The sequence below is a fragment of the Nostoc piscinale CENA21 genome, from assembly GCF_001298445.1.
GTDB classification, from domain to species: domain Bacteria; phylum Cyanobacteriota; class Cyanobacteriia; order Cyanobacteriales; family Nostocaceae; genus Nostoc_B; species Nostoc_B piscinale_A.
Genome location: NZ_CP012036.1, coordinates 5,545,436 through 5,566,099, shown reverse-complemented (window position 1 = coordinate 5,566,099; position 20,664 = coordinate 5,545,436). Strand labels below are relative to the sequence as shown.

The following is a 20,664-nucleotide window of genomic DNA, read 5'->3' as shown; positions in this document are numbered from 1 at the left end:
GTTAATAAAAAAAGCTATCAAAAGAACTAGTCATATAGTAGTAGAGAAATTTTCAAATTTAGAAATTATAATTATTAACTAAGTTCTGCCCAAGAATTTAGTTAAATCTAGCTTATATGTTACCAATGCAACTATTTTTACCATAGTTGTACAGACTATGCTATTCAATATATTCACAAATTTAAGCAATTAATGAAACGCCTAATTAAACCAGCAAAATTTATATTGACTGCTATTTTTATTTGTTTGGCATTGGTGGCTAGTAACAGTCTGCAACGCTATCAATCATTGAATAATTTACCGTCCACAAATCAATGCTTAGTTGCAGCAGTATCTGGTTGTAGTGCTAATGCCCAAGAACCCAACTTACCGCAACCTGTTACTAGTGAACCATTAAGCCCACAAGAAAATTTTGTGGCTACCATTGTGCAGAACTTAAAGGTAATGCCCGCACCAGGAACTTATGAATATACTTTACTCCGTTCCTATGGGGCAGCATTTATTAATTCAACTAGTAATGTAAAATTACCGCAAAAATTGATTTTTGATAGCGAAGCAGATACTAAAGAATTTCAGTCACAACTAACACTAGAAAAAGTTGTTGATACCAGGGATTGTTATTTACAAAAGTCAGCCGCCGATGCCTTAAATAAAGCCAGGTTACAGTTTAATATCCCTCTCAAATCAGGCTATGGTGCAAGTGATTGTCTGCGTAGTTATGCCACGAATTTAAGATTTTGGCATAAATATGCTAATAATAAAACTTTAGAAAAAGTCAAAGAAGGTAAAGAAACAGCAATTCTAGGCGTAGTTGCACCACCCGGAACATCCCAGCATCTTTGGGGGTTAGCAATTGATTTAGGTGTATCGAATGCAAAGCAAAGACAAATTTTAAATCAAAATGGCTGGTTTCAAACTGTAGTTAAAGATGTACCACACTGGACTTATCTTGGTGTATCAGCAGAAGATTTACCTAAGTTGGGTTTTAAAAATCAAGTAATTCAAGGAATTACTTATTGGTTAACACCTTTGGCCTAGTGAGTATTAGATTCTCGGCTTCTACAAAAAAGTCGGGTATCTGAGCGTATTCATCAAATCAGAATCATCTATTTGCTAATTTTTCCATCTTAATAAGTTTGTCGTAGCACTTCTTCTATCGAACCTAAATTTTGAAACTTCTCAATTAATTCATGAGATTTACTTTTTCGCTGCTCTAGTATTATTTTTAATGGTGTGAGCAACTTAACATCTGGGTCATCATTCAAAGCCAACTCAGAGGCTTGTAAAACTTTTTTGGCATTAGCAAAAATTTCTTCATTATCAAAACCTGATTTAGCAGAAAGCTGGTGCAAAGCAGTATCGGGTACAGTTAATCTCCCCTGTAAAGTTTCATCTAATATCAAACCTTTTAATAATGCTAATAATGCTGCATAAAGATTAAATTCATCACAACTATCAAAAGCTTTAAATTCAATACGCCCAATTTCTGCGGGAATACGGGCGACTTTAGTTAATGATGGAACACTAGGAATTAATTGTTCTTTTTTTTCCACAAAAACCAGTGTTGCTGAACGTTTACCTGTTCTAATAAAAGTTCTGACTGATAGTCCTTCCCATAAACTACCATTGTAAAAAGGTGAACTATAAGTAAAAGGGACAATATAAGGACTGTAATAAGTTAGCTTGCGACCAATATCAATTAACTTCTCTGTAGACATATCTGCTACAGAAATATTTAAATCTGGCCCGTAACTGACCATGTAAATATTAGCAGTTTGCTCGTCGGGATAAGCTTGTAGTTGTTTGATTTCAAAATTGTTTAATGGAGGTTGGGGTTCAAAAACTGTTTTGTAAGGGTTAAAACTCGCTAAAACTGGTGTATAGCCAAAGCTAACGGCTAATTCTTGCAGTAAACGAAAACTTTCTGATAGTTCATTCACAGCACCTTGAATATCGGTATGTATGGTGGTTCTAATTTCAATACCTTTGGCTAAACAATCTATTGGTTGATCAGAATCAGCAAATCTTTCAAATCCTTCGATATACCATCTTTTCTTTTTAATTCCAGCATCACCTACACGCAATTGAGGATAATCACTGGGGTAGGTAGGTAATCTTTCGACAATTTGAGCAAAATCGGCAAATTTAGTGTGGGTAAAATCGGCAAATTTCCCTTCTTGGTTTAAGAACGCGACTTCATGTTCAATACCAAAATAAAACATAGCTGATACCTGAATTGCTAATTATGTGTTTGGCTTTAAGAATTTTGATAAACAACCCTTGCTGACGGTGTTGGAGGTAGGTGTCTGCTTACCTATTGATGGTGATTCTGTATGAATCTCTAAATATTTGAGACTTCTTCTCAATAATTAATGTGTCAAAGTCAAATATTTGAGTATGCTGTGAGCAGCATTCAAAAGTCACAAGTTAACAATTGGTCAGTACCTCCACCACCTAGATTAATTATCCTAGTACAAATTTAAATAGAAAGATTCTCAAGATTATTTTAAGAGTAGCTTAACTTGCAATGTGATCAGGAAGCGATCGCACTTTACTTGTAGTTAACAAAACAGCAAATCTTAAAAGCCTGTGAGTTAACTGTGCAATCAGTTACCTTCAAGTTAGCCTAGTAATCACCGAGAGAAGTTTGAGGAGTCAATGTATGACTAGTGTTGTACAATCCCCATACAGTAGCGAACAAATAGCAGCTTGGTTGCGTGGACTGCTAACCATTGCTTGGGCGGATGGCAACTTTGATGACCATGAACAGCAGTTTATTGCTAGTTTAACCAAAGAAGAATTAGTCCCTAGTCTAAAATGGGAGTCTTTAGAAGTCATTACACCAGAAGACTTAGCCGCAGCCTTGGGTAAGGGTACACCAGCAGCCGAAAATTTTTTACGTACAGCAGTGATGGTAGCGATCGCTGATGGTACATATTCTCCTAGCGAAGATCAAGTACTACATCAATTTTGCCAAGTTTTAGAACTACCAGAAGATATTATCCAAGCCCTGCGTCACACTCTAGAAATTCAAGACCCGCTAGTTTCACTCAAAGCCCCACCCCACTTACCACTCGACTCGCTGCGCGACTGGCTAGATGGGCTAGATGTGCAAGACCCTAGAGTTGCCCGCTTTTTATGTAAAATGATTCCCTCTCAATGTCCGTTTGAGCGAGATGTCACCTTATTTGGACGTAAAATTGTCCACATCCCACCTTTGTGTAAGATTAATCCACTTTATGAACAACTAGTTGGTTTACGTTTCCGCGCCCTCTCCTATTTGGCAGATGACTGCGGTGAGGATGTTACGCCATATATTTGAGTGCTGAGTCACCGAAGTTTGCTCAACGGGGGGAACCCTCCGAACTTTGCTCAACGCGGGGAACCCGCGCACGCAAGTTCTCTCCGCACGCAACTTCTCGCTGAGTTAAAAGTAGAGAATAAAGATAAAGCATTGATTAAAAAACTTATAATTTAGAACTCACAACTCAGCACTGTAGAAATATGCAATTCATTGATCAAGTAGAAATTGAAGTTGAAGCAGGTAAAGGTGGCGATGGTATCGTCGCTTTCCGCAGAGAAAAATATGTGCCGGCTGGCGGCCCTTCTGGTGGAAATGGCGGACGCGGCGGTTCTGTGATATTTCAGGCTGTAGAAAACCTGCAAACCCTCCTGGACTTTAGATATAACCATCTGTTTAAGGCGGAAAATGGTGGTCGAGGCGGCCCTAATAACCGTACTGGCGCATCTGGGAAAGATTTAATCATCGAAGTTCCCTGCGGTACAGTGATTTATGATGCGGAAACGGATGAAATCATCGGCGATTTAATTGCACCAGAACAAACTTTAGTAATTGCTGAAGGCGGTAAAGGTGGACTAGGAAATCAACATTTTTTAAGTAACCGCAACCGCGCCCCAGAATACGCCCTCCCTGGTTTAGAAGGGGAAAAAAAGTCTCTCCGTTTGGAGTTGAAACTATTAGCAGAAGTCGGAATTATTGGTTTACCAAATGCTGGTAAATCGACTTTGATTTCCTCATTATCAGCAGCCAGACCCAAAATTGCTGATTATCCTTTCACTACTCTGATACCAAATTTGGGTGTCGTGCGGAAACCCACGGGTGATGGTACAGTTTTTGCCGACATTCCGGGACTCATTGAAGGTGCAGCCCAAGGTGCCGGTTTGGGACATGATTTTTTACGCCACATTGAGCGCACAAGGGTACTATTACATTTAATTGATGCAACTAGTGATGATGTCATCAGAGATTACACTACCATTCAACAAGAATTGCAAGCTTATGGACGTGGTTTAGCAGAGCGTCCGCAAATTTTAGCACTGAATAAAATTGACGCAGTTGATAGAGAAGAAGTTGATTTAGATGAGTTAGCTACTCAATTAAATCACCTTGCTTATGCTCCAGTTTTCGTGATTTCTGCGGTCACTCGTACTGGTTTAGAACCCATGTTACAAGAAGTTTGGAATGTTATTGACCAAATTAATGCTATTGAAGCCGAGCAAGTATTGAGTTGAGTTAACTTAAAATAAAACAACCAATATACCCAGATAAATTGTTTGTGTTTATCTGCGGTTAATTACTGATTATTTTGGTAGTTATGCAGTTACCAGAAAAACGCTACTATTCGCCGGAAGAATATTTAGAATTTGAAGTTAATTCAGAGGAAAAGCACGAATATATTGACGGGCAAATTATTCTTCAGGCAAGTGAAATACCAAAACATAATACCGTTGTTGGTAACTTTGGTGCTAATTTATTAATGGCTTTGAAACGCCAGCCTTATCAAGTGTTTATGCTCAGGCAACGTCTTTGGATTCCTCAAAAAAGAATGTATGTGTATCCTGATGTAATGGCGATCGCAGATAAACTAGAGTATGCAGAAGGAAGACGAGATACTTTAATTAACCCAGTGTTGATTGCTGAGATGTTATCAAAATCTACTAAAAGTTATGACCGCGATGAAAAGTTTGCTGCTTATCGGACAATTCCTAGTTTTCAAGAATATATTCTGATTGACCAATATAGAATCTACGTTGAGCAGTATTACAAAACAGATAATAATTAAGTGGATATTTTCTGAATATGAAGATGTAAATCTGTTGTTAAATTTATTTTCTATTCCTTGTCAGGTTTTGCTGGGGTATATTTACGATAAGGTAGATTTGAGTGTAGCGGAGTAAAAAACTCACGCAGAGACGCAAAGGCACAGAGAAGAGAAAGAGCGTTAGAGTTGTAATTGAGCATAAATGCGTAGACGCAATTAGTAGCTTGTCCTAGACATTGGTTTCTACTCAACTATGACTAATACCAAAATTAAGAAAAAAGGTAAATCTCTACCGCCAAAGCTCATTATTGGTTTAGGCAAGTTTGTCTGGACGACTCTTTGGCATATTATGATGTCCCAACTCGCCCCCCGCAATAAATCAGGGGAATATATTCGTCCCGACAGTCAGTTTAGAAGTGTTGTTAGTCAAGCTGAAGGTAACATTTACCAACCAGCAGCAGGACGTTATAAACTTTATGTTGGCTTAGGTTGCCCTTGGGCGCATCGCACACTAGTTGTCAGGGCGCTCAAAGGATTAGAAGATGTGATCTCAGTCACAACAGTTGAACCTTCGGCGGAGTCTGGGGGTTGGGTGTTCACCAGCGAAGATGAAGGTTTCCAAACTCTAGCTCAATTGTATCAGCTTGCCCAACCTGGTTACACTGGGCGCTGTACAGTTCCAGTTTTATGGGACAAACAAACCAAAACCATTGTCAATAACGAAAGTGCGGAAATTATTGTCATCCTGAACTCAGAATTTAATCAGTTGGCGACAAATCCCACACTGAATCTCTACCCAGCCGAACTCAAAGAAAAAATTGACTGGTGGAATCAAAAGATTTACACAAATGTTAATAATGGTGTTTATCGCTGTGGCTTTGCCCAAACTCAAGCTGCATACAACCAAGCTTGTGATCAATTATTTGATACTCTGGATGAAATTGATGCAGCATTGAATACCAGTCGATATCTTTGTGGCAACAACGTCACTTTAGCGGATGTTCGTTTGTTTACAACGTTGTTTCGCTTTGACATTGTGTACTATGGGTTGTTTAAGTGTAACCGCCACCGCATTCAAGACTATCCCAATTTGGGAGGTTACTTACGCGACTTATATCAATTACCAGGTGTGGCTGGCACTTGCGATTTAGAAAGTGTCAAGCAGGACTATTATGGTAATCTTTTCCCGCTTAACCCTGGTGGAATTGTGCCGACTGGCCCTGATATGGCATTTATGTTAAAACCACATGAGCGTTTTAGTAAAATAACTTAAACCTTGCTAACTGAACTTCTAAGGCTTTGATGATAATTTTATTGAGTTCGGTACTATTTTTGAATTGCAGAATTTGTTGTGTAGGTAAGTCAAAAGGAATTTTACCTTCTAACTCTGGGCGCTGCATGTGTGCTAACAAAATTTGTTCGGAGCGTTTACTTTGAATTGCATAGCCAATTTCTACGCAAACATTAGGACTAGGAATTAATTGCTGACTTTCTTGGCTGTCAATGCTGGTAATGGCTGTAGTGTCGGCTATAAACAACAAACTCTTGCGGATTTTTCGCATCATTGCTTTATTTAAGCGCAGAATTCCATCACTCGGTCTATAAGATTCTACTAATGTTAAAGGCAGACGCGATCGCATATTCAAAATTTCCAAGCTTTTTTGCAATCCCTCGCGCAAGGCTTCGCTGGCTGCACTATACTCAGTTTGGTAACAGAAAAAAAATGGTTGGGTCTAATTGCGCTAATAATGCTTGTTTGGTGAAATAAATTTCATGACTAATCAAGTCAATATTAGCTACACAATAACCACCACTACCTTCGATATAAAATTCTATATTTTCCCCTTCTAAATAACGCTCAAACCACACAGATTTTTTCACGTCATCACTATCTTCTAAAAAGTCTGCTCGCAAGGCAGAACGCAGCAGACTTTTTTTTACTGAGACGAATGTCTGCTGGGCGTTTTTTCCAATTGTGAAATCGGTTCGTAATCTTGAATGTACCATGCTCTGAGCGCAATAATTGACATAAGGCGCTATTTGAATTATTAAACTGTTTATTTCCATAGAATTCAGAATTTGCTAGGCGAATTGCCATTTGAGCTTACAGAAGTTATGAGTCTGAAGAAGTTACATAACCCCCACTCAATAACTTACTGCTAAATTCTGGATTCTACATTTTCCTGCAATTAGCTGGCTACTAGCTTACACTGTTTTACCTAAATACAACAACACCCAAGCATCTACTAACTAAGATTATTTCCTCCTCTTGTTTTTTCTAGCCAGGGATGTAACCTCTTTCACCACTCAAAACAAGCAATGAAAACCAGTTTACAGCGCCCCCTGATTTTCAATATTTGAGGAAATATCAGCGTTCACGTTGGGTGTTGTTGGGTTTGAACGAGACAGACATAAATTCAACAGCGTTTTACCTCTTCTTTTATTGCAATCTAGCTGTTTTATTTGCCAGGGAAGCTAAGTAGCTTCATTTATTAGATTAACATCACTATATTAATATGGATATTTCTGCAATTAAACTTTACTTTTAAGCTCGGATTTATTAATATTTATAACTGATAAATATTGGATTTATAGTAATGAAATTACTTTCTAATTTCCGACTAAATAGTTGTTAATTATTTGTTGCTGAAACAACATAATTATTAAATCAACACTCGCCTTAAGTTAAGTTTTATTGAAATAAATTAAGACTGAACAGCTATTGTAAATCTATTGCTATAGCCTATTCTACTGTCCGCTTTTATCTATTATTTATGTGACGTAGCAACCTAATGGGAATCTCAATCCAAAACTCTGTTCCTTTGCCAATTTCAGAAATACAGTCCATCATCCCACCATGTTTTTCGACAATAATTTGGTAACTAATTGCCAACCCTAAACCTGTACCTTTGCCTACAGCTTTGGTGGTGAAAAAGGGATCAAAAATTCGCTTCCTGACATCTTCTGTCATTCCTGGCCCATTGTCAGCAATGCGAATCAATATACGTGATGTATCTGTAGCTAATCTAGTAGAAATTGAAATTTTGGGCTTAGGAAGCTGAAATTTATCCTGTGCTAAATCTCCTTGATTTTCCAAGACATCAATAGCATTTGTCAGAATGTTCATAAAGACTTGATTGATTTGTCCTGCATAACATTCTATCAATGGTAAATTACCATAATCTTTCAGAATATCAATGCCTGTAAAATTAGCTGTGGATTTCAGACGATGTTGTAAAATTAATAAAGTATTATCTATGCCTTCATGTAAATCAACGGGTTTATTTTCTGCTTCATCTAAGCGAGAAAAATTGCGTAAAGATAAGACAATCGAACGAATGCGATCGGCTCCAATTTGCATTGAAGAAATCATTTTTGGTAAATCATCCGCCAAAAATTCTAAGTCAACACTTCTGGCTGTGGACATAATTTCAGGATGTGGTTGAGGATAGTGTAATTGATAAAGTTCGATAATTTTTAACAAGTCTTGAGTATACCGATTTGCATAGTGTAAATTACCGTAAATAAAGTTAACTGGGTTGTTAATTTCATGGGCTACGCCTGCTACTAACTGACCCAAACTAGACATTTTTTCAGTTTGAATTAATTGCGTTTGTGCTGCTTGAAGTTCTATTAAAGTTTGCTCTAATTGTGTAGCTTTTGCTCTAGCTTCTGCTTCAGATAGACAACTTTGTTCATAAAGTTGAGCTTGCTGAATAGCGATCGCAGCTTGATCTGCCAACTGTTGTAGTAAATTTATTTCTGTATCTTGCCATTCTCTGGGCTTTGCACACTGATGAACAATTAGTAAACCCCAAAGTTGCAAACCTATATTGATGGGAACAGTTAAGTTAGCTTGTACCTGTATACTCTGCAAAAATTCTCGGTGACAAGCACTTATAGAATCAGTATTGACATTATTAATGGTTTTAACTTGACCCTGCAAGAACAAAACTGTTGATTCATTGGGGAGACAGCCTGCTGGTGTTGTAATTCCCAAAGTTGATGACCAAGACCCGTTAATTTCTTCAACAATCACCTGACCCTCAGATTCACTAGTTCTTTGATAAATTAGAACTCTATCAGAATTCAGCAGCGAACGCACTTCATAAACAATAGTTTGTAAGGTAGTTTTCAAGTCTAATGAACGGCGAATTTGTTCAGAAACTTGCTTAGTTACCTTAGTAAACAATAAGGATTTTTCTAGTTCGGCTGTTTTCTCTTGTACCCGCAGTTCTAAATTGGTGTTGAGTGTTTGTACTTCCTGGTACATTTGTTGTTGCTGAATAGCAATCGAAAAGCTACGAGACAAAGCTTGGGCGAGAGAAATTTCTTCATCTGTCCAAGCAATAGCTTGTCCTTTTTTTTCTTCTCGCCAAACATCAAAAGAAATTTGTGGTAACTTTTGTTGGGGATTTTGTTCACGTCGTCCAGCCCACAAAATTTCGGTGTTGAATTCTGGACGAAACACACTCAACACACCGATAAATTTTTGTCGGTAGTGCAGAGGTATGACTAACATACCCCGAATTTGGGTTAATTGAAACGCAAATGCCAAAACACGCAAATGTGCTTCATGGTAAAGGTTGGTGGTCATCCAAATTTGACCTTGTTTGCATTCATCCATCCATTTTTGCCAAACAGGATGTTGTTCGATGATGCTAGTTTCTAGCTCGAATGGAATTTTTGGTTGCTCGCCAAAGGTGTAAACTTCTGTTGCTGGTTCAATGTAAAGGCGGCCACCTATGCCATCTAGGGCTGTGACAGTTTCTTTTAAAGAAGCCTGTAATTCCAGCTTTGGTAATTGATGTAGTAGGGTAGTAACATGATTAATCGTCTCTTCTCGCTTTTGTCTCGCTAAACTTTGGGTATACAGATTACTTTGTACAATGGCGATCGCTACTTGATCAACAACTTGCTGGACTAAAGTCAGTTCTGCTGGCGAAATTTCTCGTGGTTGACTGTGATGTGATACTAATAGTCCCCAAAGTATTGGTTTGAGAGAATCACCTTGGACTTCGCTATGTAAAATCGGCACCACTAGCGAAGACTGCACCCCCATTGCTGTTAAATATTGAATATGACAAGGATCTACTCGTTGATAGTAGGTATTTTCGCTTTCTACAAGTTGTTCTGTGGCGTTAGACGCTGGCAAAGATAACCCTAATTTGCCCCTAGATACATCAACAATTACACGTTGCTGTCCTAATAACAGCATTTTTCTGCTTTCCAGAGGAATATCTGAATCTGGAAAGTGTAACCCCATTAATGATGGTAGTACTTGATCATTCAGAGATTCAGCAATAACTTCACCACTACCATCAGCATCAAACCGATATACCATCACTCGGTCTGTAGCCAAAAACCAACGAACTTCGGCAACGGTAGCGGTTAAAATATCTGCCAGTTCCAGCGATCGCCTAATCCGGTTGATGATCCGGTGCAATAAACCCTCTTGACCAAAGGGAGGCTGCGAACCGCTTGGGTTATCAGTATATTCCATTGCCTACTAAACCTATAAAAAATAATTAAACTATGTTAAAAAATGCTGCTTGCTATACCCAGAGCCGCCATTTCTATCTTTGACTTTTAATAACGACGAGAAAATATTAATTGTCAACTAATTTTATACCTACTGCAAAATGATGTATTCGGTAGGATTATGTAAATCAACCAATTCCAAAATTGTCTCTATGAATCTAATTTTTTTTTATGATTTTTTAATTTTTAACCACATCAATTAAGTAAATCTAGTGAGATAGCCTCTCGATTTTGTTGATTTAGGGAATGTCAGCATTCCCCCTGTCAGCATTCTGATACTTTTATATGTATCTACTCTTGGCGACAATCACTGGTAATTACGGAGTAAAGGCGTAAGTGACGAATTTCTTCGCGCACCTTCATCAGAATTTTACCTAGATGGTTATGGCCAGTTTTATCTTGACCACAACCCCAAAAATAGTCAGTCGGAGAATTTTCCACAATCGTCTCATCTCCTGTTGCTAGTAAAACTTCTCGAATATCAGCATGGGTGAGAAATTTTTTTGAGTACTGCTTCACGCATTACTTGAGTTTTCACCAAATCCCAATCTAAACGTACTGTCCTTGAACTACAGCGTCCTAGAGCGGCGGCTTCTTCTGGTGTAGCAGCAGCATGAATTATAGGTATAATTGCTGCATCTTTGCTGCTCACAAACTTTTGGGCTTGATAATAATGCTCAACTGTTGACCAATAAGTGCCTTGGATTTGGATGGGATGGGAAGAAAAGTTAGAAAAACAACCGTAAGGCTGCCACACTTTGTAAAAGTAAATAGTCATTTGAAAATTTATGTTCATATATATTCAATCTATAGCAGTCCTAAAACTTTCTTGAAAAATTCAGATCCCCAACTACCTCAAAAAAGTCGGGGATCTGAGTAGAGATATTTTCAGAAAATTTTAAATATTGGTTAAAAAAACAGGTTTTCCACCTTGATTGAGAGATGTGGTTAAAGCTGCCAGAATTTTGACTAACTCTGTACCTACCCAACCTGATGACACAACCGGCGGTTGATTTTGGAGTATGGATTGAATAAAGCGATCGCACACTTGTTGTAAAGGTTCACCTGGATTTAGTTCAATCACTTCTCGGCTTTGATTTATCGGAAGAAAATGATTTCCTTGGCGTTCAAACTCTCCGTGTAATAAAGTCAATGGTGCATTCGGTGACATTTCATCAAAAATTAAACTACCCAGACTACCCACCACAGCCAAACGTCTTTGTTTATCAGGGTTTAGCCAACACAAATGAATGTATGCTTGAAAGTTATTCGAGTAGGTCAGCGTCACCCAAACTAAATCTGCCAAACCGGATGGTGAATTTTCTGCTGTTTGCAACCAAACTGTCCCTGTTGCTTGCACCTTCACAGGTGCTTGTCCCAGCCAATTGTTAAAAATTGCAATATCATGAATCGCTAAGTCCCACAGTGCATCAACATCTTGACGAACTGGCCCCAAGTGAGTGCGAGAAGCATAAGCATAACGTAATTCACCTAATTGATTCGCCTCAACTACCGCTTTTCCGGCTGTAACGGCTGGGTGAAATAAATAAGTATGGTCAACCATCAAGATTAACTTTTGTAACTCTGCTAAATAACAAAGTTCCTCACATTCTTTGGGGTCTAAAGTTAAAGGCTTTTCAGCTAAAACATGGTATCCCTGCTGGAGAGCATCTTTGATTAAATGATAGTGAGTTGTGGCTGGTGTGGCGATCGCGACTGCATCTAAATCTGATATTTCCTGTAAAGCTGACCATTGAGTTGTTAATAATACATTCTCATCTAAATTAAATTGCTGCTTGGCTGCTGTTAATCTTTCAACATGAGGATCTAATACTGCTGCGACACTTACTTGGGGATGTGCTAAAAAATTCCGCAGTAAATGTACGCCCCAACGCCCAACCCCAATAACTGCGATTTTAATCATTGGTTAACCGTCAAAAATCAATAGTCAATAGTCAGCGTTAAAAGTGCGATCGTCAACAGTAAAGATGCCAAATTTCTCATTTTTACAAAATTTTTATGTATTTATTTATACAAATAACCATTGGTGATTTTTTGTGAGTGCAAACTCCAAGGTGATTTTTGGGAACACTTAAGTTTAGCTGACTGCCAGGTATGACTAAATTCCTGGAACAAGCCAGTAAGTAAAAATTTATCAGTTTTGGTAAATCTCAAACCAAAGCAATATCATCAATATGAAATGGATTAAGTCATCTGTATATTTTGCCGTCTTGTCCATATTGTGCTTAGAGGTTCTGCCAATTTCTAGTCTCACAGCACAGGTAAAAGCTGAATCTATCTCTAAAACACAAGGATGGCAAATTAGCCAAGCATTTAAGCCACCAAAACGAGGAGATCCACCCGCCAGTGCTGGTGGTTCAACTCGTGGTTCTAGTTGTTTGAAAGGCAAGAAACAAATAGTCCCTCTCTTACCTCCAAATAAACTAGGTTTGACATTAGCTGAACGTCCAACATTGTTCTGGTTCGTACCTGAATCTTCAGTCAAAACAGCCAAGTTTGTGCTTTTAACTGATCAAGATGAAAATTCTGTTTACGAAACAACCTTGAAGCTGCCGAATAAACCTGGAATTATCAATTTTACCTTACCTAAGACTGCCCCAGAATTAGCAGTGGGAAAAACTTACCATTGGTATTTGACTGTTGTTTGTAATTCTCAAGATGCCAGCACAAATCCTTGGGTAGATGGTTGGGTAGAACGCACTGAAGCGGAAGCCTCATTGTCAGCAGCATTAGCCAAAGCACAACCACGCAAATTACCTAGCCTTTATGCTGAAGCTGGGATTTGGTATGAAGCACTAGCAACTTCAGCACAATTACGGCGCAGTGAGCCGAAAAATGTGCGAGCCAGAATTGATTGGTGGACATTATTGAAATCAGTGAATTTAAATACACTGGCTTCTGAGTCATTTGTTGACTGCTGTAAGAATGAATTAGTAAATAGGTAACAAAAAATACGGATAGGTAACTGGGGAGTGCGAATTGAATGAAATACTAATTTGCTATACCCAGTTCCTAAAATTATGATGTGGTCAAAACTTAAGCCGCAAATTTGGCAATGGCGGGGTGTTTTATTTGCTGTTCCTAGTATGACAGCCTTAGTGATTGGCTTAAGGTTGATGGGTTGGTTGCAACTATTAGAGTTAGTAGCGTTAGATCATTTTTTTCCAAATGCGTCCTTCAGAATCAGTTGATAGCCGCATTGTGATTGTCGAGATTAATGAAGCAGATATCCGTCGGCAAACGCAATGGCCAATGACTGATGCTGCTTTAGCTAGTGTGTTAGAAAAAATCAAGCAACAAAAACCCAGGGCGATTGGTTTAGATATTTATCGTGATTTACCAGTTAATCCTGGTCATCAAGATTTAGTGAAGATATTTAAATCGACACCTAATATTATTGGAGTCCAAAAAGTTTCTGATACTATTGATAGTTCTGCTGTGAATGCGTCGCCTGTATTGAAGCAACGCAATCAAGTTGGGTCTAATGATTTACCGATAGATATTGATGGTAGAATTAGACGAGGATTGCTCTACGTTAATTTAAAAAACGACGAAGTTTTAGAAAGCTTTGCTTTGAAGCTGGCTTTGTTATATTTAAAGCCTGAAGGGATTACCGAACAACCATCAGCAAATAACCCAAACTATTTACAGTTAGGCAAAGGTATTTTTCCCATTTTTGAGGCGAATGATGGCAGTTATATTCGGGCGAATGCTGGTAGTTATCAAGTGCTGCTCAACTATCGAGGACGAACACAAAAGTTTCAAAAAATTTCTTTAACTCAAATCCAAAGCAATGCAATTCCGGCAGATTTGCTGCGGGATAAGGTGGTATTAATTGGCGCAACGGCTGAAAGTTTAAAAGATTTATTTTATACGCCATATAGTAGTAGTGTGTTTGCTGCACCAGAGCGTATGGCTGGTGTGACGATTCATGCAAATTTAATTAGTCAAATTTTGAGTGCTGCTCTAGATGGTCGTCCACAAATTCAGAGTTTACCTGAGCCTTTAGAATATTTGTGGATTTTGAGTTGGTCGATCGCAGGTGCAACTTTATGTTGGGTACAACGCCACAATAGTCATCAAAAAATCCGTTTACCTATTAATGTGGTGTTAACGACTAGTACTTTAGTCGGCACTGGTTTTATAGCTTTTTTAGCTGGTTGGTGGATTCCGATTGTACCGCCATTTTTAGCATTAGCTGGTTCAGCGATCGCAGTTACCTACTACATTGCAGAAACCGCCAATGGAATGCGGAAAACCTTTGGACGTTACCTGACTGATGAGGTAGTGGCTAATTTACTAGAAAATCCCACCGGCTTAACCATCGGTGGCGAGCGCCGCAAAGTCACACTGCTATTTTCTGATTTACGTGGCTTTTCTGCGATGTCTGAACAGTTACCACCTGAACAAGTGGTATCAGTTCTCAATTATTATCTAGAGGCGATGACTGATGTGATTAATCAGTACAAAGGTACGATTAATGAGTTTATGGGTGACGGTATCTTTGTGATGTTCGGTGCGCCTGTGAATCGTCCTGATGATTGTCAAAGAGCGATCGCTTGTGCAATTGCGATGCAATTAGTAATGCAGCAAGTCAATGAACATAATAAAAAAATGAATCTCCCAATTCTAGAAATGGGAATTGGAATTAACACAGGGGAGGTTGTTGCTGGTAATATTGGTTCTCAAAAACGCGCCAAATATACAGTTGTTGGTAGTCATGTCAACTTGGCTTCTCGTGTCGAAACTTATACAGTTGGAGGACAAGTTTTAATTTCAGAAAATACCCTCAAAGATGCTGATATTGAACTACACATTGGCAGCCAAATGCAAATCCAGCCCAAAGGCATCAGAGAATCAATTACTATTTATGAAGTTCACGGTGTTGGCGGGCAATATAATTTGTTTCTGCCCAACGACAACGAGGAAATGGTGACTTTAACTCAGCCAGTTTTAGTTGAGTATACAATTTTACAAGGTAAACAAGCCGTTGGCGCAGCATTTCCAGGGGAATTGATTAGCCTTTCCGAAAAAGTTGCACAGATGCGATCGCTCAATTCTTTAGAAATCTTAAATAACCTCAAACTGAAATTACTCAATACCGAACTCACCACCGAAGAAGATATTTACGCCAAGGTGATGAAAAAATCTGAGGTTGACGAACATATTGTAACAATTCGCTTTACATCATTGCCACCAAAGGCGATCGCAGTTTTGGAGGCAGAAGGCAGGAGGCAGAAGGCAGAAGGTTAAAAGACCTCAGTTCATACTTCATACTTCTCCACGCTTCACACTTTATGAGAAATCGATATTATAGAAAAGTAGACAAAACTTAAAAAATATTTATCAAATGCTCATTGACTCGTCTGGCTTGTCCAAGGTCAAAGACTCGATAACTGAAAAAATCTTCTTCGGCCATGAACCCAGTGCCGAGTTAATTGCTATTCTTAGCGTTTACTTTGTCCAAGGAATTTTAGGACTGGCGCGTTTAGCTGTTAGCTTTTTCCTTAAGGATGAATTAATGCTGAGTCCGGCGCAGGTATCAGCATTATTTGGTGTTGTTGCCTTACCTTGGATGATTAAGCCGTTATTTGGCTTTATGTCTGATGGCTTACCAATTTTTGGCTATCGTCGCCGCCCATATTTAGTATTGTCTGGGATATTAGGTGCTATTGCTTGGGTGAGTATGGCCACAGTAGTTCATACTAGCTGGGCTGCAACCGCCGCGATCGCCCTCAGTTCACTGGCTGTAGCTGTCAGTGATGTCATAGTCGATTCCCTCGTTGTAGAACGAGCCAGAGTCGAATCCCAAGCAGATGCAGGCTCATTACAATCTTTATGTTGGGGTGCATCGGCTGTTGGGGGTTTAGTCACAGCATACTTTAGTGGCATCTTACTCGAACATTTCACCACACGCACAGTATTTTTAATTACCGCTTCTTTTCCGTTAATTGTATCTGCGGCGGCTTGGTTTATAGCTGAGTCTCCTGTTAATCAAGAAACTAACGATACTAATAACGCTCAAGACCTAAGTATTAAACATCAACTTAAACAACTACGCCAAGCAGTCAGCCAAAAAACAATTTGGCTACCAGCAGCTTTCGTCTTTATTTTGCAAGCTACCCCAACCGCCGAATCAGCCTTTTTCTACTTCAGCACCAACGAACTCCACTTTGAACCAGAATTTTTAGGAAGAGTCCGCCTAGTTACAAGTCTCGCCTCTTTATTCGGTATTTGGATTTTTCAACGTTTTCTCAAAAGTGTTTCATTCCGCCTGATTTTTGGTTGGAGTACAGTGATTTCGGCAGCTTTAGGCATGACAATGCTGCTTTTGGTAACTCACACCAACCGGACTTTAGGTATAGATGACCACTGGTTTAGTTTGGGAGACAGCCTCATACTCACTGTAATGGGACAAATCGCTTATATGCCAGTTTTGGTATTAGCCGCCAGACTTTGCCCCCCTGGAGTCGAAGCAACCTTGTTTGCTTTATTAATGTCCGTCTTTAACTTAGCCGGTATGGTCTCTTATGAATTTGGAGCCATCATCATGCACTGGCTAGGTATCACCGAGAGTAATTTTGACTCACTGTGGATTTTGGTAATTATCACAAACCTCAGCACTTTATTACCACTAGCATTTCTCAATTGGCTACCAAAAGACGACACTCAACCCCAAAGCTTACCAACTAACAGCGAACCATTCATCCAAAATTTAATACTCCAAGAACAAGAATCACAAGTCGTTGAATAAAAAAATCTCTTTGTGTCTATGCGCGAAATCAATCCTAAACTATGCAGAATTTAACAAACCAACCAACACCAACCTCAAAAAAATCCTACACTCTGGAAGATTGGCAGAAAGGATATGAATCTCTGCCCCAAGAATATGACTATTGGATTGATGATATAGAAGGACAAATCCCTCCAGAACTCCAAGGTACACTCTTTAGAAATGGCCCTGGATTATTGGATATAAATGGACAACGCATTCATCACCCCATTGATGGTGATGGAATGATTAGCCGCATTACTTTCAACAAAGGTCGCGCTCATTTTCGTAATCGCTTTGTTCAGACTGATGATTATTTAGCAGAACAAAAAGCCGGAAAAATTCTGTATCGCGGTGCTTTTGGGACTCAAAAACCCGGTGGTTGGTTAGCGAATCTTTTCGATTTAAAAATTAAAAATACTGCCAACACCAGTGTTATTTATTGGGCAGAAAAACTTTTAGCATTGTGGGAAGGTGAAGACCCTTATCGCCTCGACCCCTACACACTAGAAACCTTGGGTAGAGAAAATTTTCATGGCTTCTTAGCAGAGCGTCAACCTTTTAGCGCCCATCTCCGCATTGACCCTAGTAGTTATCAAGATGGTGGCGCACCTTGCCTGGTAAATTTTTCCAGCAACCCAGGACTATCAACTAAACTGAGTGTTTTTGAACTTAACCAAATCGGTAAAGTTCTGAGAAAATTTGATTACACTATTCCTGGCTTCTGCTTTATTCACGATTTTGTTATTACACCCAATTACTACATTTTCTTTCAAAATCCTGTCACCTTTAATCCCATATTATTTGCTTTGGGTATTAGCAGTGCCGCAGAAAGTATCAAGTTTCAACCCAACAAGCCAACGCGCATTTTAGTAATTCCTCGCACTCCCCAAGAAGGACAACAAAACATCCAAGTATTAGAAACTCAGGCGGGTTTTATTTTCCATCACGCAAATGCTTTTGAGATGGGAAATGAAATATTCATTGATACTATTTGCTATGAAAACTTTCCTGAACTAGAACCAAACAGCGATTTTCTCCAAGTTGATTTTGAGCAATTTCCCCCCGGTAATATTTGGCGATTTCACCTGAATCTTGATAGTCAAACGGTACAAAAGAAATTAATCACAAATCACAGTTGTGAATTTCCTAGTGTAAATCCCAGTAAAGTTGGGCGTTATTATCGCTATTTGTATGTAGCTGCGGCTCATGCAGAGATGGGACATGCTCCTGGACAAGCAATTCTCAAACTAGATTTAGAAACAGGAGAAAAACAACTTTGGAGCGATGCACCCCGTGGTTTTGTAGGCGAACCAATTTTTGTACCCCGTCCTGGTGCTGAACAAGAAGATGATGGTTGGATACTTACTTTAGTTTACGATGCGGCTCATCACCGTTCAGATGTGGTAATTTTAGATGCCAGTAATTTAAACAAAGGTGCGATCGCTCGTCTACACCTAAAACATCATATTCCCTATGGCTTTCATGGTCATTTTACTTCTGAGGTATTCTGCCCAATTGATCCCTGATGTATAAATATTGATTATTCACTGTTTATAAAGCACATTTCACTAGAACTGTGCTTTTTTTAACAAAAAAATAAAATTGTAACAAAAACTACAGAAAATATTCTCTTTTTGAATATAGAGGATAAGCTAGGCATATATGTATCCGGTTCGCAAAGATACCGCGATGAGGAGAAACTTTTATGATTGCAACACCTACAATACCGCTAGAAGCCGCTACGCCAGCCCATATATGCCCATTCGATCAAGCTTGTAGCTACTTAGAAGCAGCCGGGAAAGAACTCAGGTTAGACCAAGGTGTGCTGGAAATTCTCAGCCACCCGCGCAAGGTGGTGACAGTTTCCATTCCTGTGAAACTAGATAATGGTGAAGTGCGCGTATTAGCAGGACATCGGGTACAACACTCGAATATTTTAGGCCCCTACAAAGGCGGAATCCGTTATCATCCGGCGGTCACACTGCGGGAAGTTTCCGCACTCGCTATGTTGATGACTTGGAAATGTGCGTTGTTGGGTATTCCTTATGGTGGTGCAAAGGGAGGAATTGCCATTGATCCACAACAATATAGTGTGGGAGAACTAGAACGCATTACCCGTCGTTACACCAGCGAATTAATCAAAGATATCGGCCCTTCCCTAGATATCCCTGCGCCAGATATGGGTACTTCTGCCCGTGAAATGGCTTGGATGATGGATACGTATTCAGTTAACGTTGGTCATGCTGTCCCAGGGGTTGTGACTGGTAAACCGCTATCTGTAGGTGGTTCCCTTGGTAGAGAAAAGGCCACCGGACGCGGCACTATGATTATTGTGCGGGAAGCTTTAGCAGACCAAGGCAGAACTTTAGCCGGAGTCAGAGTTGTTATTCAAGGCTTTGGTAATGTTGGTGGTGCAGCCGCCGAACTACTGCACCAAGCAGGCGCGAAAGTCATAGCAGTTTCCACTGGGACAGGTGGGGTATATGCGGCTGATGGGTTGGATATTCCCGCTTTAAAAGCTTACGCCGCCGAAAATCGTCACCATTTGGCTGGTTTCCCCAACGCTACAGTTATTACCAACGCCGAATTACTGACTTTACCTTGCGATGTCTTGATTCCGGCTGCTTTAGAAAACCAAATTACGGAAGATAACGTCCATCAAATACAGGCGCAAATTATCGCCGAAGCCGCTAACGGCCCTGTCACGCTGGAAGCCAACCGTGTTCTAGAAGCGCAGGGTGTAACTGTGCTACCAGATATTTTGGCCAATGCTGGGGGTGTGGTGGTGAGTTATCTGGAATGGGTGCAAGGTTTGTCTTACCTATTTTGGGATGAAGAAAGAGTCAACCGCGAAATGGAACATTTGATGGTGCAAGCTTACCGTCAAGTGATGCAACAATCTAAAGTGCGCCAAGTTCCTTTGCGTTTAGCCGCCTATACTTTGGGTGTAGGAAGAGTAGCACAGGCATTGAGCGATCGCGGTCTTTATCCTTGATAATTGCATAAAGCAGAGACGTTGCAATGCAACGTCTCTCCAGCAGAAAGGCGTAAAGTTGTGATGGAAGTTCAGTCATCTTAGAATCAGATGAAAGCTCTTGCTATCCCCATTAATTTGACAGTTGTACAGTGACTTTTTATTTGTCGCTGTGCTAAATTAATGCCATCAAAGCTATAAAGCTTGAACTCTCTAGCGTTAAGCTTATAAGCAACATAGGAAATTTACAAATTGACGTTTAATCCAGCAGTCAAATTCTGCAACGGATG

Annotated in this window: 11 protein-coding genes and 4 pseudogenes; 10 read left to right on the top strand and 5 right to left on the bottom strand. The window is 39.5% G+C overall.

Features of this window, described 5'->3' with window-relative positions; translation table 11 throughout:
- The first annotated feature begins 192 nt into the window (after positions 1-192).
- Positions 193-1,038 (top strand): D-alanyl-D-alanine carboxypeptidase family protein, encoded by an 846-nt coding sequence (locus ACX27_RS23745; RefSeq protein WP_062296032.1) that lies wholly within the window; start codon positions 193-195, stop codon positions 1,036-1,038.
- Positions 1,039-1,127: 89 nt separating this feature from the next.
- Here the strand turns inward: ACX27_RS23745 and ACX27_RS23740 are convergent, their stop codons facing one another.
- Complete coding sequence (locus ACX27_RS23740; protein ID WP_062296031.1) at positions 1,128-2,222, bottom strand: hypothetical protein; 1,095 nt, start codon at positions 2,220-2,222, stop codon at positions 1,128-1,130.
- A gap of 440 nt (positions 2,223-2,662) precedes the next feature.
- On the opposite strand from ACX27_RS23740, the gene ACX27_RS23735 reads away from it, so the two are divergent.
- The 4 genes and pseudogenes from ACX27_RS23735 to ACX27_RS23720 all read left to right on the top strand — a co-directional run bounded on the left by ACX27_RS23735 (position 2,663) and on the right by ACX27_RS23720 (position 6,336).
- Positions 2,663-3,322: a Mo-dependent nitrogenase C-terminal domain-containing protein gene (locus ACX27_RS23735; RefSeq protein ID WP_062296029.1), complete on the top strand. Its 660-nt coding sequence runs from the start codon at positions 2,663-2,665 to the stop codon at positions 3,320-3,322.
- A 182-nt stretch (positions 3,323-3,504) separates the two neighbouring features.
- Positions 3,505-4,533, top strand: a complete 1,029-nt coding sequence (gene obgE, locus ACX27_RS23730) for a GTPase ObgE (RefSeq protein ID WP_062296027.1) — start codon at positions 3,505-3,507, stop codon at positions 4,531-4,533.
- Between the two features lie 83 nt (positions 4,534-4,616).
- Positions 4,617-5,199, top strand: a pseudogene (locus tag ACX27_RS23725) (Uma2 family endonuclease).
- Between the two features lie 117 nt (positions 5,200-5,316).
- The gene (locus tag ACX27_RS23720) at positions 5,317-6,336 is read left to right on the top strand and encodes a glutathione S-transferase family protein (RefSeq protein WP_062296025.1); all 1,020 of its coding nucleotides are present in this window, start codon (positions 5,317-5,319) and stop codon (positions 6,334-6,336) included.
- Here ACX27_RS23720 and ACX27_RS23715 read toward each other — a convergent pair.
- From ACX27_RS23715 to ACX27_RS23700, 4 genes and pseudogenes are all read right to left on the bottom strand, one after another.
- A pseudogene (locus ACX27_RS23715) lies at positions 6,320-7,093 on the bottom strand (hypothetical protein). The gene ACX27_RS23720 and the pseudogene ACX27_RS23715 sit on opposite strands and share 17 nt — an antisense overlap.
- A 731-nt stretch (positions 7,094-7,824) precedes the next feature.
- Entirely contained in the window at positions 7,825-10,566 is a 2,742-nt protein-coding gene (locus ACX27_RS23710; protein ID WP_062296022.1) for a GAF domain-containing protein, read from the bottom strand.
- Between the two features lie 329 nt (positions 10,567-10,895).
- A pseudogene (locus ACX27_RS23705) lies at positions 10,896-11,382 on the bottom strand (NADAR family protein).
- A 120-nt stretch (positions 11,383-11,502) separates the two neighbouring features.
- Entirely contained in the window at positions 11,503-12,528 is a 1,026-nt protein-coding gene (locus ACX27_RS23700) for a Gfo/Idh/MocA family protein (RefSeq protein ID WP_200929853.1), read from the bottom strand.
- 271 nt (positions 12,529-12,799) lie between these two features.
- Here ACX27_RS23700 and ACX27_RS23695 point away from each other — a divergent pair, with 271 nt between their 5' ends.
- The 5 genes and pseudogenes from ACX27_RS23695 (at position 12,800) to ACX27_RS23675 (ending at position 20,395) form a co-directional block, all read left to right on the top strand.
- On the top strand, positions 12,800-13,570 hold the full coding sequence (locus ACX27_RS23695; RefSeq protein WP_062296021.1) for a DUF928 domain-containing protein: 771 nt from the start codon (positions 12,800-12,802) through the stop codon (positions 13,568-13,570).
- 75 nt (positions 13,571-13,645) lie between these two features.
- Positions 13,646-15,878 (top strand): annotated as a pseudogene (locus tag ACX27_RS23690) (CHASE2 domain-containing protein).
- Between the two features lie 97 nt (positions 15,879-15,975).
- Positions 15,976-17,379: a folate/biopterin family MFS transporter gene (locus ACX27_RS23685; protein WP_062296018.1), complete on the top strand. Its 1,404-nt coding sequence runs from the start codon at positions 15,976-15,978 to the stop codon at positions 17,377-17,379.
- Between the two features lie 41 nt (positions 17,380-17,420).
- A complete protein-coding gene (locus ACX27_RS23680; protein ID WP_062296016.1) occupies positions 17,421-18,926 on the top strand; it encodes a carotenoid oxygenase family protein in 1,506 nt (501 codons plus the stop codon).
- Positions 18,927-19,105: 179 nt separating this feature from the next.
- Positions 19,106-20,395, top strand: coding sequence for a Glu/Leu/Phe/Val family dehydrogenase (locus ACX27_RS23675; protein ID WP_062296014.1), 1,290 nt, complete (start codon positions 19,106-19,108; stop codon positions 20,393-20,395).
- Positions 20,396-20,664: the final 269 nt, after the last annotated feature.

What these genes read in the sequence shown, in the direction of transcription:
- ACX27_RS23745 (WP_062296032.1), top strand. Translation starts at nt 193, where the DNA reads ATGAAACGCCTAATTAAACCAGCAAAATTTATATTGACTGCTATTTTT.
- ACX27_RS23740 (WP_062296031.1), bottom strand. Translation starts at nt 2,222, where the DNA reads ATGTTTTATTTTGGTATTGAACATGAAGTCGCGTTCTTAAACCAAGAA.
- ACX27_RS23735 (WP_062296029.1), top strand. Translation starts at nt 2,663, where the DNA reads ATGACTAGTGTTGTACAATCCCCATACAGTAGCGAACAAATAGCAGCT.
- obgE (WP_062296027.1), top strand. Translation starts at nt 3,505, where the DNA reads ATGCAATTCATTGATCAAGTAGAAATTGAAGTTGAAGCAGGTAAAGGT.
- ACX27_RS23720 (WP_062296025.1), top strand. Translation starts at nt 5,317, where the DNA reads ATGACTAATACCAAAATTAAGAAAAAAGGTAAATCTCTACCGCCAAAG.
- ACX27_RS23710 (WP_062296022.1), bottom strand. Translation starts at nt 10,566, where the DNA reads ATGGAATATACTGATAACCCAAGCGGTTCGCAGCCTCCCTTTGGTCAA.
- ACX27_RS23700 (WP_200929853.1), bottom strand. Translation starts at nt 12,528, where the DNA reads ATGATTAAAATCGCAGTTATTGGGGTTGGGCGTTGGGGCGTACATTTA.
- ACX27_RS23695 (WP_062296021.1), top strand. Translation starts at nt 12,800, where the DNA reads ATGAAATGGATTAAGTCATCTGTATATTTTGCCGTCTTGTCCATATTG.
- ACX27_RS23685 (WP_062296018.1), top strand. Translation starts at nt 15,976, where the DNA reads ATGCTCATTGACTCGTCTGGCTTGTCCAAGGTCAAAGACTCGATAACT.
- ACX27_RS23680 (WP_062296016.1), top strand. Translation starts at nt 17,421, where the DNA reads ATGCAGAATTTAACAAACCAACCAACACCAACCTCAAAAAAATCCTAC.
- ACX27_RS23675 (WP_062296014.1), top strand. Translation starts at nt 19,106, where the DNA reads ATGATTGCAACACCTACAATACCGCTAGAAGCCGCTACGCCAGCCCAT.